This window comes from Paraburkholderia acidiphila (assembly GCF_009789655.1).
GTDB lineage: Bacteria > Pseudomonadota > Gammaproteobacteria > Burkholderiales > Burkholderiaceae > Paraburkholderia > Paraburkholderia acidiphila.
In genome coordinates this window covers 1,262,986-1,278,121 of sequence record NZ_CP046909.1, presented here as the reverse complement: position 1 = coordinate 1,278,121, position 15,136 = coordinate 1,262,986, and the positions used below count along the sequence as shown (strand labels likewise).

At 64.0% G+C, this 15,136-nt stretch carries 17 protein-coding genes; 4 read left to right on the top strand and 13 right to left on the bottom strand.

Going from position 1 to position 15,136, the window contains the following annotated elements:
- The first annotated feature begins 34 nt into the window (after nucleotides 1-34).
- From prfB to FAZ97_RS05700, 3 genes are all read left to right on the top strand, one after another.
- Nucleotides 35-1,139, top strand: a protein-coding gene (gene prfB / locus FAZ97_RS05710) for a peptide chain release factor 2 (protein ID WP_158757578.1) whose coding sequence is annotated in 2 segments (ribosomal slippage) — nucleotides 35-115 and nucleotides 117-1,139 — 1,104 coding nt in all. Because the reading frame shifts where the segments join, the coding sequence is not laid out codon by codon here.
- A 207-nt stretch (nucleotides 1,140-1,346) separates the two neighbouring features.
- Nucleotides 1,347-2,882: a lysine--tRNA ligase gene (gene lysS, locus FAZ97_RS05705; RefSeq protein WP_158757577.1), complete on the top strand. Its 1,536-nt coding sequence runs from the start codon at nucleotides 1,347-1,349 to the stop codon at nucleotides 2,880-2,882.
- Between the two features lie 308 nt (nucleotides 2,883-3,190).
- Nucleotides 3,191-3,937: a glycine zipper 2TM domain-containing protein gene (locus tag FAZ97_RS05700; protein ID WP_158757576.1), complete on the top strand. Its 747-nt coding sequence runs from the start codon at nucleotides 3,191-3,193 to the stop codon at nucleotides 3,935-3,937.
- A gap of 92 nt (nucleotides 3,938-4,029) precedes the next feature.
- On the opposite strand, the gene iscX is transcribed toward FAZ97_RS05700, so the two are convergent.
- From iscX to FAZ97_RS05640, 12 genes are all read right to left on the bottom strand, one after another.
- Nucleotides 4,030-4,227 (bottom strand): Fe-S cluster assembly protein IscX, encoded by a 198-nt coding sequence (gene iscX, locus FAZ97_RS05695; protein ID WP_028204168.1) that lies wholly within the window; start codon nucleotides 4,225-4,227, stop codon nucleotides 4,030-4,032.
- Between the two features lie 30 nt (nucleotides 4,228-4,257).
- Entirely contained in the window at nucleotides 4,258-4,599 is a 342-nt protein-coding gene (gene fdx / locus FAZ97_RS05690; protein WP_158757575.1) for an ISC system 2Fe-2S type ferredoxin, read from the bottom strand.
- Nucleotides 4,600-4,771: 172 nt separating this feature from the next.
- Nucleotides 4,772-6,643, bottom strand: a complete 1,872-nt coding sequence (gene hscA, locus FAZ97_RS05685; protein ID WP_158757574.1) for a Fe-S protein assembly chaperone HscA — start codon at nucleotides 6,641-6,643, stop codon at nucleotides 4,772-4,774.
- Nucleotides 6,644-6,717: 74 nt separating this feature from the next.
- Entirely contained in the window at nucleotides 6,718-7,266 is a 549-nt protein-coding gene (hscB, locus tag FAZ97_RS05680) for a Fe-S protein assembly co-chaperone HscB (protein WP_158757573.1), read from the bottom strand.
- 84 nt (nucleotides 7,267-7,350) lie between these two features.
- A complete protein-coding gene (gene iscA, locus FAZ97_RS05675) occupies nucleotides 7,351-7,674 on the bottom strand; it encodes an iron-sulfur cluster assembly protein IscA (protein WP_028210067.1) in 324 nt (107 codons plus the stop codon).
- Between the two features lie 153 nt (nucleotides 7,675-7,827).
- A complete protein-coding gene (gene iscU, locus FAZ97_RS05670; protein ID WP_028204173.1) occupies nucleotides 7,828-8,232 on the bottom strand; it encodes a Fe-S cluster assembly scaffold IscU in 405 nt (134 codons plus the stop codon).
- Between the two features lie 99 nt (nucleotides 8,233-8,331).
- A complete protein-coding gene (locus FAZ97_RS05665) occupies nucleotides 8,332-9,555 on the bottom strand; it encodes an IscS subfamily cysteine desulfurase (protein ID WP_158757572.1) in 1,224 nt (407 codons plus the stop codon).
- A gap of 66 nt (nucleotides 9,556-9,621) precedes the next feature.
- Nucleotides 9,622-10,155 (bottom strand): Fe-S cluster assembly transcriptional regulator IscR, encoded by a 534-nt coding sequence (gene iscR, locus FAZ97_RS05660; RefSeq protein WP_158757571.1) that lies wholly within the window; start codon nucleotides 10,153-10,155, stop codon nucleotides 9,622-9,624.
- A 154-nt stretch (nucleotides 10,156-10,309) separates the two neighbouring features.
- Nucleotides 10,310-10,792, bottom strand: a complete 483-nt coding sequence (locus FAZ97_RS05655) for a low molecular weight protein-tyrosine-phosphatase (RefSeq protein ID WP_158757570.1) — start codon at nucleotides 10,790-10,792, stop codon at nucleotides 10,310-10,312.
- 115 nt (nucleotides 10,793-10,907) lie between these two features.
- Nucleotides 10,908-11,138, bottom strand: a complete 231-nt coding sequence (locus FAZ97_RS05650; RefSeq protein WP_158757569.1) for a hypothetical protein — start codon at nucleotides 11,136-11,138, stop codon at nucleotides 10,908-10,910.
- A 160-nt stretch (nucleotides 11,139-11,298) separates the two neighbouring features.
- Nucleotides 11,299-12,735, bottom strand: coding sequence for a lactate utilization protein B (locus FAZ97_RS05645; RefSeq protein WP_158757568.1), 1,437 nt, complete (start codon nucleotides 12,733-12,735; stop codon nucleotides 11,299-11,301).
- 89 nt (nucleotides 12,736-12,824) lie between these two features.
- On the bottom strand, nucleotides 12,825-13,547 hold the full coding sequence (locus FAZ97_RS05640) for a (Fe-S)-binding protein (protein WP_158757567.1): 723 nt from the start codon (nucleotides 13,545-13,547) through the stop codon (nucleotides 12,825-12,827).
- A 190-nt stretch (nucleotides 13,548-13,737) separates the two neighbouring features.
- Here FAZ97_RS05640 and FAZ97_RS05635 point away from each other — a divergent pair, with 190 nt between their 5' ends.
- Complete coding sequence (locus tag FAZ97_RS05635) at nucleotides 13,738-14,538, top strand: IclR family transcriptional regulator (RefSeq protein ID WP_028204180.1); 801 nt, start codon at nucleotides 13,738-13,740, stop codon at nucleotides 14,536-14,538.
- Between the two features lie 70 nt (nucleotides 14,539-14,608).
- Here FAZ97_RS05635 and FAZ97_RS05630 read toward each other — a convergent pair whose 3' ends face one another.
- Complete coding sequence (locus FAZ97_RS05630) at nucleotides 14,609-15,133, bottom strand: helix-turn-helix transcriptional regulator (protein WP_158757566.1); 525 nt, start codon at nucleotides 15,131-15,133, stop codon at nucleotides 14,609-14,611.
- Between the last annotated feature and the right edge of the window lie 3 nt (nucleotides 15,134-15,136).

Here is a 15,136-nt window from a genome sequence, read left to right as displayed (position 1 = left end):
AATTCAATGTTTTACACGCCGGATCACGACACAAATGGAAGCGGAACGTCTCAACGCGATCGAAGCCCTTTTGGCGGACCTGCGCATGCGCGCGGGCGAGCTACGGGGGTATCTTTGACTACGACGTAAAAGCCCGACGGCTCGTCGAAGTCAACAGCGAACTCGAAGACCCCAACGTCTGGAACGACTCCAAGCACGCCCAGGGTCTCGGCAAGGAAAAGAAGCTGCTCGAAGGCGTGGTGCACGTGCTCGACGGTATCGAGAACGACACGCGCGACACGCAGGATCTCTTCGAGATGGCCCGCGAGGAAGGCGATGAGGACACGCTCGTCTCCATCGAAACCGACGCTCACGCGATCGAAGCGCGCGTAGCCGACGTCGAATTCCGCCGCATGTTCGCGAATCCGGCCGACCCGAACAACGCGTTCATCGACATCCAGGCCGGCGCCGGCGGCACCGAGGCGTGCGACTGGGCTTCCATGCTGCTGCGCCAGTACGTGCGCTACTGCGAGCGCAAGGGCTTCAAGACCGAAGTGCTCGAAGAGTCCGAAGGCGACGTGGCCGGCATCAAGAGCGCGACGATCAAGGTCGAAGGCGAATACGCCTACGGCTTCCTGCGCACCGAAACCGGCATTCACCGCCTCGTGCGCAAGTCGCCGTTCGACTCGTCGGGCGGGCGTCATACGTCGTTCTCGTCGGTGTTCGTGTATCCGGAAATCGACGATTCGTTCGAGATCGAAGTCAATCCGGCCGATCTGCGCATCGACACGTACCGCGCTTCGGGCGCGGGCGGTCAGCACATCAACAAGACCGACTCCGCCGTGCGTATCACGCACGTGCCGTCGGGCATTGTCGTGCAGTGCCAGAACGACCGCTCGCAGCACCGCAACCGCGCCGAAGCCATGGCCATGCTGAAGTCGCGCCTGTACGAAGCCGAAATGCGCAAGCGCCAGTCGGAACAGGACAAGCTCGAAGCGGGCAAGTCGGACGTGGGCTGGGGCCACCAGATCCGCTCGTACGTGCTCGACAACAGCCGTATCAAGGACCTGCGCACCAACGTCGAAATCAGCAACACCAAGGCCGTGCTCGACGGCGATCTCGACGCCTTCATCAGCGCGAGCCTGAAACAGGGCGTGTAAGCTTGCCGCACGCCACGGGCGCTGCAGAGCACCGCATGCCGCCCTCTCCTGCTGCGCCGCCCGCTTCATGAGCTGTGCGGCGCGCAGCAGGAACCGAAGTCCGCTAATCTGCGCGCGATGCGCGCCGTGTCCCGCGAAGGACCATGCCGGGGCCGCAGCCCCGAACACTCGCCGAAACACCTGCGAATCAAAGAACTCCGAGCCATCATGACCGAACCGACCCAGCAGAGCGCGCCCAGCGCCGCGCCCGAACTCGACGACAACCAGATCATCGCCGAGCGCCGCGAGAAACTGCGCGCGCTGCGCGAGGCAGGCGTCGCCTATCCGAACGACTTCCGCCCCACTCACCACGCCGCCGACCTGCAGCGCGACTACGCCGACACCGACAAGGACGCGCTCGAAGCCAAGCCGCTCGAAGTGGCGATCGCCGGCCGCATGATGCTCAAGCGCGTGATGGGCAAGGCGAGCTTCGCCACGGTGCGCGACGGCTCGGGCCAGATCCAGTTCTTCATCACGCCCGCCGATGTGGGCGAAGCGACCTACGACGCGTTCAAGAAGTGGGACCTGGGCGATATCGTCGCGGCCAAGGGCGTGCTGTTCCGCACCAACAAGGGCGAACTCTCGGTGCGCGTCACGGAACTGCGCCTGCTCTCGAAGGCGCTGCGCCCGCTGCCCGACAAGTTCCACGGCCTCTCCGACCAGGAAATGCGCTATCGCCAGCGCTATGTCGACCTGATCGTCACGCCGGAAGCGCGTCAGACGTTCCAGGCGCGCACCAAGGCGATCTCGTCGGTGCGCAATTTCATGGCGGGCGCGGGCTTCATGGAAGTCGAAACGCCGATGCTGCACCCGATCCCGGGCGGCGCGGCGGCCAAGCCGTTCGTCACGCACCACAACGCGCTCGACATGCAGATGTTCATGCGCATCGCGCCCGAGCTGTATCTGAAGCGCCTGATCGTGGGCGGCTTCGAGCGCGTGTTCGAAATCAACCGGAATTTCCGTAACGAAGGCGTCTCGCCGCGTCACAATCCGGAATTCACGATGATGGAGTTCTACGCCGCGTACACCGACTACGCATGGCTCATGGACTTCACCGAGCAACTGATCCGCCAGGCCGCTATCGACGCGAGCGGCACCGCCGTGTTGACGTATCAGGGCCGTGAGCTGGACCTCTCGAAGCCGTTCCATCGCTTGACGATCGTCCAGGCGATCCAGAAGTACGCGCCGCAGTACACGACCGAGCAGCTCGCCGACGCCGCGTTCCTGCGTACGGAACTGAAGAAGTTCGGCGTGGACGCGAACCAGCCGCAGTTCCTCAACGCGGGCGTGGGTTCGCTGCAACTGGCGCTCTTCGAAGAGACCGCCGAGTCGCAGCTGTGGGAGCCGACGTATATCATCGACTACCCCGTCGAAGTCTCACCGCTCGCGCGCGCCTCGGACACGCTGCCGGGCATCACCGAGCGCTTCGAGCTGTTCATCACGGGCCGCGAGATCGCCAACGGCTTCTCGGAGCTTAACGATCCGGAAGACCAGGCCGCCCGCTTCAAGAAGCAGGTCGAGCAGAAGGACGCAGGCGACGAAGAAGCGATGTTCTACGACGCCGACTACATCCGTGCGCTCGAGTACGGCATGCCCCCGACGGGCGGCTGCGGTATCGGCATCGACCGCCTGATCATGCTGCTCACGGACAGCGCCAGCATCCGCGACGTGATCCTCTTCCCGCATCTGCGCCGCGAAGACTAAGCGGAACCTCTGTCTGCCATGACGGGGCGCATGCGGTTCCTACCGCATGCGCCCCGTTTCTTTAGGGCCGCCCAGCGCACGCGTTTGTAACCATCGGTAAAATCTCCCGGCCAATGCAGCGGCTAAAACGGGCATGTCAATTGCGCCCGTATGGAAAACCGCGCTGTGCAATGCTGCGCGACGCTTGCGCACTTTTCGTCTGAATGCCGCCGCAGCGCCGGGTTACAACTTGAAACGCTCACAGAATTAGATTGGCTCAAACTGGGTCTCACAAAAGAGAGCCAACTCTGCCAAAGACGGAGCCTGTCATGAACGCAACCGATCCAACCACACCGAAGCGCCGCCTTCACCCGCTTATCGCAACCGCAGCGGCCGCCGTCATCGTCGCGAGCCTGGCGGCCACCGCGGCCATCACTGGCGTTTTCCCGAAAGCTTCCAGCACCGCCGAACAGAGCGCCCAGGTGCAAACGGGCCAGACTTCCATGACGGCTTCGCAGCCGCCGGTGGTCGACTCGACGAAGCCCGTGCAGGCCTCGCAATACGCTCAGAATGAGCAGACCGCGCCCGCCGAAGCGCAGCCTGCCCCGGCGCAGGCGCAACAGCAAGCGGCCGTGCCTGTGGCTCCGGCGGCCCCGGCGCAGCAATATGCTCAACAGCCCGGCCAGCCGCCGCAGGCTTCGCAGCAGCAGTACGCGCAGGAAGCGCCGCCCGCCCAGCCCGCGTGTTCGACGTGCGGCACGGTCGTCGCGATTTCCGAGACCAAGCAGGAAGGCCACGGCACGGGTATCGGCGCAGTGGGCGGCGCGGTGGCCGGCGGCGTGGTCGGCAACCAGTTCGGCTCGGGTAACGGCCGCACGGCCATGACGCTGCTCGGCGCACTCGGTGGCGGTTTCGCGGGCAACTCAGTCGAAAAGCACCTGCGCAGCACGACGAGCTATTCGGTACGCGTGCGTATGGAGAACGGCAAGACGCGCTACTTCACGTATCACGAAGCGCCGCCGTTCCAGCAGGGCGAGCGCGTGCGCGTGGAAAACGGCACGCTGGTCGCGGGTTGAATGCGCTGAAGCTGTCTGACTGCGCAATAAAAGGCGATTTGCCGTATGGGCAAATCGCCTTTTTCTCGTCTGCTTCGCGAACGTGCCGGGAATCAGTAATCCGCGTCTTCGATCCACGCGGCCTGGATCGCTTCGAGAATCTTCTCGTTCGAGCGCTCGGGGTCGTCGTCGAAACCGTCTAGCTGAGTGATCCAGCGATGCAGATCGGTGAAGCGCACGTACTGCGGGTCCACTTCTGGATGGGTGTCCGTCAAGGCCATCGCGATGTCCTGCGTATCGGTCCATTTCATGGCTGCGCGCTCCTCCTGATGTTCAGTGGCTCAGTGGTTTTCCTTCGCGTGGTTGATCGAGTAACGCGGAATCTCGACCACCAGGTCGTCGTTCGCGGGCACGATGGCCTGGCACGACAACCGCGACGTCGGCTCGAGGCCCCATGCCTTGTCGAGGAGATCGTCTTCGTCTTCCTCGGACGGCACGAGCGCATCGAAACCTTCGCGCACGATCACGTGACAGGTCGTGCACGCGCACGACTTCTCGCATGCGTGCTCGATTTCGATGCCGTGTTCGAGCAGCGCGTCGCACACGCTCTCGCCCGGCTTGGCGTCGATGACGGCGCCCTCAGGGCACAGTTCGACATGGGGCAGCACCACGATTTGAGGCATTGTGATTTCCGTATCCAATAACTTTCATATCGGGCCCATGCCCCGCCTCCGACGGCGGCATGTGCCCATTCTACTGTCGGTGCGCGCTCTGCCACATCGGGAAAGCACGCACGCGCGCGCCGTTTGCTAACGACGCGTTCACCTTTAAACTGTTGAGGTTTCAGCCGCGCATTCAACCGATCTCGTCGAGCTTCTTGCCCGCCAGCGCGCGCTTGATGCCCTTGTCCATCCGGCGCGCGGCGAACTCGTCGGTGCCTTCGGAAAGCGACTTCGTCGCCGCTTCGATCGCGCCGGCGTCGTCGCCCTGCGCGACTTGTGCGAGCGCGGCGATCAGCGCGTCGACTTGCGCGCGCTCGGCTTCGTCGAGCAGTTCGCCATCGGCGCCCAAAGCGGCGTTCGTCGCTTCGATGATGCGTTGCGCCTCGACCTGTGCCTCGCGCAGCGCGCGGGCGCGCATGTCGACTTCGGCGGTCTTGAAGCTGTCTTCGAGCATACGCGCCACGTCGTCATCGGCGAGACCGTAGGACGGCTTCACCACCACCGACGCTTCCACGCCCGAGATCTGTTCACGCGCGAACACGGACAAGAGGCCGTCCGCATCCACCTGGTAAGTCACGCGAATGCGCGCCGCGCCCGCCGCCATCGGCGGAATACCGCGCAGCTCGAATCGCGCGAGCGAGCGGCAGTCAGCGACAAGTTCGCGCTCGCCTTGCACGACGTGAATCGCCATGGCCGTCTGGCCGTCCTTGAAGGTCGTGAAGTCCTGCGCGCGCGCGACCGGAATGGTCGAATTGCGCGGGATGATCTTCTCTACGAGGCCACCCATCGTCTCCACCCCGAGCGACAGCGGAATGACGTCGAGCAGCAGCCAGTCGTCCTCGCCGCCGCGGTTGCCCGCGAGCAGGTCGGCCTGGATCGCCGCACCGAGCGCGACGACCTGGTCCGGGTCCAGATTCGTGAGCGGCGCCTGGCCGAAGTGCTGCTCCACAGCGCGGCGGATGACCGGCATGCGCGTCGCGCCGCCAACCAGCACCACGCCCTTCACTTCCTTCGCCGTCACCTTTGCGTCGCGCAGCGCCTTCTTCGTCGGCGTGAGCGTGCGTTGCACGAGCGCTTGCGTGAGCGCCTCGAAGCGCGGCTCGTCGATCGTCAGCGCGATCTGCTTGCCGCTCGACAGCGTCGCCTCGATGAGCGCCTCGGGCGCGGACGAGAGTGCTTCCTTCGCATCGCGCACGCGGTCGAGCAACAGGCGCACGTCTTCGGGTGCGAGGCTCGCGCGCTCGATCCCGGACTGCTCCAGCGCATACGCAAAGAGCGCGTGGTCGAAATCGTCGCCGCCGAGCGCCGAATCGCCGCCGGCCGCCAGCACTTCGAACACGCCCTTCGTGAGCTTGAGAATCGACAGGTCGAACGTGCCGCCGCCGAGGTCGTAGACCGCGTAGAGGCCTTCGGCGCCGTTGTCGAGACCGTAGGCAATCGCCGCCGCGGTCGGCTCGTTGAGCAGACGCAGCACGTTGAGGCCCGCGAGACGCGCGGCGTCCTTGGTCGCCTGGCGCTGCGCTTCGTCGAAGTACGCAGGCACCGTGATGACGGCGCCGACGAGTTCGTCGCCGAGCGTGTCTTCGGCGCGCTGGCGCAGCGTCGCGAGAATCTCCGCCGACACTTCGACCGGGCTTTTCACGCCGTCCACGGTCTGGATCTGCACCATGCCCGGCGCGTCGACGAAGTCGTACGGCGCGTTGGCCGCGCCTTCGACTTCGGACTTGCCGCGGCCCATGAAGCGCTTGACCGAAACGATCGTGTTGCGCGGGTCGGTGGCCGCTTCCGCCTTCGCCGTGCGGCCGATACGACGGCCGCCATTGGCGAGATAGCGTACGACCGAGGGCAGCAGCACGTGGCCGTCTTCGTCGGGCAGCACGTCGGGCACGCCGCTGCGCACGGCCGCGACCAGCGAGTTCGTCGTGCCGAGGTCGATGCCGACGGCGAGTCGCCGCTGATGCGGCGCCGGCGCCATGCCGGGTTCGGAGATTTGCAGTAAGGCCATCTGTGTAATCTGCTTTTTAAGCTGCTTTTAAACCTGCTTCAAAACCTGATGAGCGCGAGCGCCCGATATCCGTTTCAGCCTTCGAGACGCTCGATCTGCGAGTCGATCTCGCCCGCCACGCGCTCGATGAACATGAGCTGGCGCACCGCCTCGGCCGCCGGCTGGTTCGAGCCGCTGTCGAGCAGCGCCGCGAGCTTCGTGAAGCGCACGCGTTCGTCGTCGCGCAACTCGCCCGCGAGCGCATCGAGCGCGTCGACGTTCTTCGCGCCGACCGCGTCTTCGATTGCCTCGCGCCACTCCATCTGCTGCATCAGGAACGCGGGCTCCATCGCCGTGTTGTTCTCCGCGCCGACGTCGATACCGCGCAGATGCAGCAGATACTTCGCGCGCTTGAGCGGATCGCGCAGCGTCTGGTACGCCTCGTTCGTGCGCGTGGCCCACTGCATGGCGATGCGCTTCTGCGCCTCGCCGGCCGCGGCGAAACGGTCGGGGTGCACCTGCGCCTGCACCGTGCGGTAGGCATGGTCGAGCGCGTTCGCATCGATTTCGAACTGCTCGGGCAGGCCGAACAGCACGAAGTGGCTATCGGAGAGCGACCGGGCGGGCGTGGAAGGCGTGCTCATCGGCTGGAACGTTCTTGTGGGGCTATCAGGGCCATCAAAATCAAAAAGGCGGCACAGGCCGCCTTTTCACCGCTCGACGCGGGCTCAAACGCGGAAGGACTCGCCGCAGCCGCACTCGTCCTTCACATTCGGGTTGTTGAACCGGAAGCCTTCGTTCAGGCCTTCGCGCACGAAGTCGAGCTGCGTGCCGTCGATATAGGCGAGGCTCTTCGGGTCGACGATGACCTTCACGCCGTGGCTCTCGAAGACGTTGTCCTCGGGCGCGAGTTCGTCGACGTACTCGAGCTTGTACGCGAGGCCCGAGCAGCCCGTCGTGCGCACGCCAAGACGCAGGCCCACGCCCTTGCCGCGACGGGTCAGGTACTTTTGCACGTGCTGTGCCGCTTTTTCAGTCAACGTAATTGCCATAGCATCTTCGCCGCGCCTCGCGCCGCCCGGTTCGGCTTTCGCCTTCCCTTGCGTCGCGACGCAACCCTGCTGCATCCAAAATCGTTAGTCCCAGAGCGCCGCACCCGAGGTCCGGCGCCGTCCTGCATTCGCTGCTGCGCGCCTTACGCCGCTTTACGCCGCGTCGGCCTTCGCTTCGGTCGTGTGACGCTGGCGATAGTCGGCAACCGCTGCCTTGATCGCGTCTTCCGCGAGAATCGAGCAGTGGATCTTCACCGGCGGCAGCGCCAGTTCTTCGGCGATCTGCGTGTTCTTGATGTCGAGGGCCTGGTCGAGCGTCTTGCCCTTCACCCACTCGGTCACGAGCGAGCTCGAAGCGATCGCCGAGCCGCAGCCGTAGGTCTTGAACTTCGCGTCTTCGATCACGCCGTCCGCGCCCACGCGGATCTGCAGCTTCATCACGTCGCCGCACGCCGGCGCACCGACCATGCCGGTGCCGACCGCGTCGTCGTCCTTCGAGAACGAACCGACGTTGCGCGGGTTTTCGTAGTGGTCCAGAACCTTGTCGCTATATGCCATGATCACACTCCTTCAATTCGTTGGCCGCGCTGCAATCCGTTGCGCTGCGGCCGGGTCAAAGTTCGCTGCTGACTGCGCGGCTAAAGCCTTAGTGCGGCCTTAGTGCGCCGCCCACTGAATGGTCGACAGATCGATGCCGTCCTGGTGCATTTCCCACAGCGGCGACAGCTCGCGCAGCTTGGCGATCTTCGTCTTCAGCAGGTTGATGACGTAATCGACATCCTGTTCCGTCGTGAAGCGGCCCACTGTGAAGCGGATCGAGCTGTGCGCCAATTCGTCGTTGCGACCGAGCGCGCGCAGCACATACGACGGCTCGAGCGATGCGGACGTGCAAGCCGAACCCGACGACACCGCCACGTCCTTGACCGCCATGATCAGCGACTCGCCTTCGACGAAGTTGAAGCTGATGTTCAGGTTGTGCGGGACACGCTGTTCCATGTCGCCGTTCACGTAGGTTTCTTCGATTTCCTTCAGGCCGCGCAGGAGCTTGTCGCGCAGCATGCGCACGCGCTCGTTTTCCGTGGCCATCTCTTCACGCGCGATGCGGAATGCTTCGCCCATGCCGACGATCTGGTGCGTAGCCAGCGTGCCCGAGCGCATGCCGCGCTCGTGACCGCCGCCGTGCATCTGCGCTTCGATGCGCACGCGCGGCTTGCGGCGCACGTACAGCGCGCCGATGCCCTTCGGGCCATAGGTCTTGTGCGCCGAGAACGACATCAGGTCGACCTTGAGCTTTTGCAGGTCGATGGGCGCCTTGCCAGTGGATTGCGCGGCGTCGACGTGGAAAATGATGCCCTTCTCGCGGCAGATCTCGCCGATCGTCTCGATGTCCTGGATCACGCCGATCTCGTTGTTCACGTGCATGACGGAAACAAGGATCGTGTCGGGACGCAACGCGGCCTTGAACGCTTCGAGGTCGATCAGGCCGTCGTCCTTGACGTCCAGATAGGTGACTTCGTAGCCTTCGCGCTCGAGCTCGCGGCAGGTGTCGAGCACGGCCTTGTGCTCGGTCTTCACCGTGATGATGTGCTTACCCTTGCTCTTGTAGAAGTGCGCGGCGCCCTTGATCGCGAGGTTGTCCGATTCGGTCGCGCCGGAGGTCCAGATGATTTCACGCGGGTCGGCGTTGACGAGCGCGGCGACCTGCTCGCGCGCTTCCTCGACGGCATGTTCCGCATCCCAGCCATAGGCGTGGCTGCGCGACGCCGGATTGCCGAACTGCTCGCGCAGATACGGAATCATCTTGTCCACCACGCGCGGGTCGACGGGGGTCGTCGCACTGTAGTCCATGTAAATGGGCAGGTGGGGAATGTCGTTATTCATCTATCGCTCCGGGGAATCTTATGTGCTGCGCTGTACTGTGTTGCGTTCTGGCGGCGCTCGAAGGGACTACGAACCCGCCATGTTGAAGATCGAGTTCGGACCTAGCGGCACCGCCCTGACCGGCTCCACCGCCGGCGCCTCGGCGCGGCGGTCGCGCAGGACGGCGGGCGCGGCGCCTTCGCGGGCGCGCTGCTTGTCCACCAGGTCCTTGAGCGACACCGAATCGAGGTACTCGACCATTTTCTGGTTCAGCGTCGACCAGAGTTCGTGCGTCATGCAGTGGCCGTCATGCTGCTTGGTGCCTTCGCAGGCGCCCTTGCCGCCGCACTGGGTGGCATCGAGCGGCTCGTCTACGGCGATGATGATGTCCGCGACCGTGACATCCTCAGCGCGACGCGCGAGGTTGTACCCGCCGCCCGGCCCGCGGACCGATTCGACGATTTCGTGACGGCGCAGCTTGCCGAACAGCTGTTCGAGGTACGACAGCGAGATATGCTGCCGCTGGCTGATACCCGCAAGCGTCACCGGGCCCTGCTCCTGGCGCAGGGCCAGGTCAATCATCGCCGTAACGGCGAAACGGCCTTTGGTGGTGAGTCTCATGATGTATGGGAACCGCAATTCTCGACAATTTTCGTCAAGTATAAATACATGACTAGTTTAGTCAAGTATCAATGTCGCGATCTGGGTTATTAGGTGCGCTGCGAATCGCAAAAATGGCGCGCCTTCCGCATTCGGCAGATCCGCGCCACCCATCTCAGTCGGCCAATTGCCCACGCAATGCGACAAGTAGACCCGCGCAAGCAGTCTCACACTGATCGAGCACCATTTCGAAGCCAGCGTCGCCGCCGAAATAGGGATCGACTACGACGCGTTCGTCAGCCTGGGGTGCAAACTCCATCAGCAGGCGGATCTTGTCGCGCTCGCTCGCCGGGCAAACATCTTGAAGAGCGGTGACGTTGGCGTCGTCCATTGCCACGATCAGGTCGAAACGGCGGAAATCCTCGGCCGCGATCTGCCGGGCGCGCAACGGCGCGAGATCGTAGCCGCGCTGGCCGCCGGCCCGCTGGGCCCGCGCGTCGGGCGCCTCGCCGATGTGCCAGTCGCCTGTTCCCGCCGAATCGACCTCGACACATCCCGCCAAGCCCGCTTCATCCACGAGACGCAGCATCACGGCCTCGGCCGTAGGCGAGCGGCAGATATTGCCAAGACAAACGAAGCAGACGGAAACCTTTTTCATTCGTGGGGGCTGGTGAGACGGTCGGCGGTTGGCCTTCAGCGCGCGGCGGCGAATTTCGAATTATACAAAGCGTACGAACCGCGCGCTGCGCGGCGCGTTGGCGCCGGAACGATCATCAGATCGCGTTCGCGCGCGGCAGCGGCGCAATCGCGTTCATCGCCTTCACCGGCGTCTTGCCTTCGCTGCCCACGAGACCATACGAGACGGCGCGCGCGAGTTCTGCCGTGACCTGATCGGCTGCGAGCGGCATTTGCTGCTCGGCGGTTTTCCATGCATGGATCCATGCGATCACCGCGAGCGGCACGATCAGCGCCAGCGGCCAGTACACCGTTATTTTCTTTCTCATGATGCGACTCTCTATCGACTGTGAAGCGACAGGTGCGGACGCACTATCGCCAGTCGAGATGATATAGAGAGTCGCAATCAGGAAAAACCCGGTCCGGACGAACACACTGTTGCGCCAGCTTAAATAGTCGGCAACCTGGACTTGACTGCGGGGGAGCGCGTCAGGCCTGTTCGGTGCGCTTTGTCGCGTCCAGATGCGTGTGCCGCGCCGCGTACAACTCGCGGAAAGTACGCCCGACCGGCGCAGGCATGTCGCGCCCGTTGGTCCAGCCGCGTGCAAATGGCAGCTTGCGAATGAGCCTGGCCTGCCCGCCCATGCGCTCGAGGATCCGCACGCCGAGTTTGGTGAGCAGCGCATAGGCCGTTGGATGCAGCGCGAGCCAACCCCACGCGGCGAGCGCCGCGCGTTCGCGCCACGGGCGTAAATGGCGCTCCGTCTGCTTCTCGCGCAGTTTGCGCAGCAAGTCCGAAAGCGGAATGCCCACAGGGCAGACGCTGTTGCACTCGCCGCAGAGTGTCGCGGCCTGAGGAAGGTCGAGCGTCTTTTCGATGCCGACGTAGCTTGGCGTGAGCACGGAGCCCATCGGACCCGGGTACACCCAGCCATACGCATGGCCGCCCACCTTCTGATAGACGGGGCAGTGATTCATGCACGCCCCGCAGCGAATGCAGCGCAGCATCTCCTGGAATTCCCCGCCAATGAGGCCCGTGCGGCCGCCGTCGACGAGTACGACGTACATGTGCTCCGGCCCGTCCTGGTCCTCGGGTCCGCGCGGGCCCGTCAGAACCGAGAAGTAGTTCGACGTGGCCTGCCCCGTTGCCGAGCGCGGCAACAGACGCATGGCGGTCGCGAGGTCCTCGAGCGTAGGCAGCACCTTCTCGATGCCCGTCACCGCCACATGGACCCGCGGCATCACCGTACACATGCCCTCATTGCCCTCGTTGGTCACGAGCACGACCGACCCCGTTTCCGCCACGAGAAAGTTGCCGCCCGTCACGCCCATATCCGCCGAGAGAAAATGCGGACGCAGGATTTCGCGCGCCTCACGCGTCATATCGGGGATTTCGGTCAGGCGTGGCTTGTCGTGCGTCTTCGCGAAGAGGTCGGCAATCTCGTCCTTGTCCTTGTGGACGACGGGCGCAATGATGTGGCTCGGCGGTTCGTTGTCGTTGATCTGCAGGATGTACTCGCCCAGATCGGTCTCGATGGACTGCACGCCCATTTCCGCGAGCACCGTATTGAGCCGCATTTCCTCCGAAACCATCGATTTGGTCTTGATGACCTTGTGCACGTCGTGGCGCCGCGCGATGTCCGCAACCAGCTTTGCCGCGTCTTGCGCCGTTTGCGCGTAGAGCACGGTCACCGCGCGCCGCGTAGCCTCCGTTTCGAACTGTTCGAGCCAGACATCGAGATTCTCGAGCGCACGGTTGCGCCTTGCCTTCAGCGCAGCGCGCGTGGCGGGGAAATCGATCGCGGTAATCGCCTCGGCGCGCGCCGAAACGAACTTGGTCGAGAGTTTCTTGAGGTTGTGCTGCAGACGCTGGTCGGCCAGCTTCTGACCGGCGCGCGCCTTGAACTGCATCGATTGGACTTGCATGGCGTGTGGACGATGTTGTGCGATGTTCGGCGAGGTCTGGGGCTATTCGTGAATTGCGCGCAAACGGAGCGACGGCAACCAGCGGCGTATCACACGTCCCCCGCCAGCACCTGGGCGATGTGCAGCACGCGCGTGGTGGTGTCCCCGGTGCGGCGCAAGCGGCCTTCGATATTCAGCATGCAGCCGAGGTCGCCGAGCACCACGGCACCGGTCCCGCTTGCCTGTACATTGGCGCATTTTTCGTCGGCGATGGCCGTCGAGATGTCACCGTACTTCACGGCAAAGGTGCCACCGAAGCCACAGCAGTGCTCGCAATCCTTCATCTCATGGACTTCGACGCCGCGCTGGGCGAGCAATGCGCGCGGCTGCGCCTTCACGCCCAGTTCGCGCAGGCCCGAGCACGAGTCGTGGTAAGTCACCGGTCCGCTGAACTCCCCTTGCGGCAGCGTGACCTTCGCGACGTTGACGAGGAAATCCGTAAGTTCGTAGACACGCTCGCGCAGCTTGCCGTAGCGCGCCATCAATTCCGGATCGTCGCGGAACAGGTCGCCGTAGTGCACACCGATCATGCCGCCACAAGACCCCGATGGGACGACGAGATAGTCGAACTGCTCGAATTCGCGCAGGGTCTTTTCCGCGAGATCGCGCGCGAGCGCGCGCTCGCCTGAGTTGTAGGCAGGCTGGCCGCAGCAGGTTTGCGCAGGCGGCACGACGACTTCATAGCCTGCCTCTTCGAGCAATTTCAGCGTCGAAAAACCAATTTCCGGACGCATCGTGTCGATAAGGCACGTGACGAACAACCCGACTCGCATGGGGACTCCTCGTTAAAACCGTCCCCGATTATCCGCTGTTTCGTCGCCACGACCAACGCGGGTCTGCATCACCCTCGGCCGCCATGCGAGATGCCGCAGCGCAGCGCAAAACTCCGCCCTGCGGCTTACTTTTTTCACAATACGAGATACAATGCATTTTCCGCCTCAAGTGTCAAACGAATCTGAACTCATGAGCGACACCCATCCAGATCCGAAGACCTCGATTCAGGTGATCGAGCGCATGATGCGCCTGCTGGACGCGCTGGCCGCGCACAGCGACCCTGTCAGCCTGAAGGAACTTGCGCAGCGCACCGAACTGCATCCTTCGACTGCGCACCGCATCCTGAACGATATGGTGAGCTGCCGTCTCGTCGACCGCTCCGATCCGGGCACCTACCGGCTTGGCATGCGGCTGCTCGAACTCGGTAACCTCGTGAAAGCGCGGCTTTCCGTGCGCGACGCGGCGCTCACGCCGATGCGCGAACTGCACCGCCTCACGGGCCAGACCGTCAACCTCTCCGTGCGCCAGGGCGACGAAATCGTCTATATCGAACGCGCCTATTCGGAACGCTCGGGCATGCAGGTGGTGCGCGCCATTGGCGGCCGGGCCCCGCTGCACCTCACTTCGGTCGGCAAGCTCTTTCTCGCCGCCGACGAAGCGAACCGCGTGCGCGCCTACGCCACGCGCACCGGCCTTTCGGGCCACACGCGCAACAGCATTACCGACCTCGGACGGCTCGAGCGCGAACTCGCCCACGTACGCCAGCAATTCTGTGCACGTGACAACGAGGAGCTCGAACTGGGCGTACGCTGCATTGCTGCCGGCATCTACGACGACACCGGTAAGCTCGTTGCGGGTCTTTCGCTTTCCGCGCCTGCGGACCGGCTGCAAGATTCGTGGCTAGGCCAGTTGAGCAAGACGGCGCTCACGATTTCGGAATCGCTGGGCTACCACCCGGAGCCCGCTGAAGGCAACGTGCAGCCCGCGTGAATTTAGCGAGAAGCTGAACCTGGAAGAGCCGAGGCGTGCCCTCCGCTTTTTTTGGGGCTCGCCGCCTGCCTCACGCCACCAGTTCGTCGAGCTTCCGGTTCAGCTTGGTGTCGAGGTGGCGCGCTTCTTTTGCCAGATTCACCTGCTTTGCCGTTCGCGCCGTTTCCAGCAGCGCCGAGTCGATGCTGTATCCGTCGCGCTCCATCAGCCATGCGAGGATGTCGCCAAGATGCCATAGCGACGGATTGCCCTCGTGCACGGGCTGGGGAAATTCCTGCGCGTGTCCGAGCATCAGCTTACGCATGTTCTGGCGCGACATGCCGGTCAAGTCGGCGGCATCGGTCAGGCCGACGAAATCTGGCGCGGCTTCCACGAGGCGCGCGCCAGGCACCGCCTCCTTCACGTCCTGCAGCGCCGAATAGATTGCCGACCATGCATTTGCGCTGTCGCGCGTGAATGTCAGCGCGATTCGGCCCGGCAAGCCCACACCGATCGTCGCGTCGTCGCAGCCTGCAGCCGCCAGGCGCTCCACGAGCGCTTCATGATCGCTGTCTTCGGCTGCCAGTTGGTACTTGAGAGTGAACAGATAATCCATGCG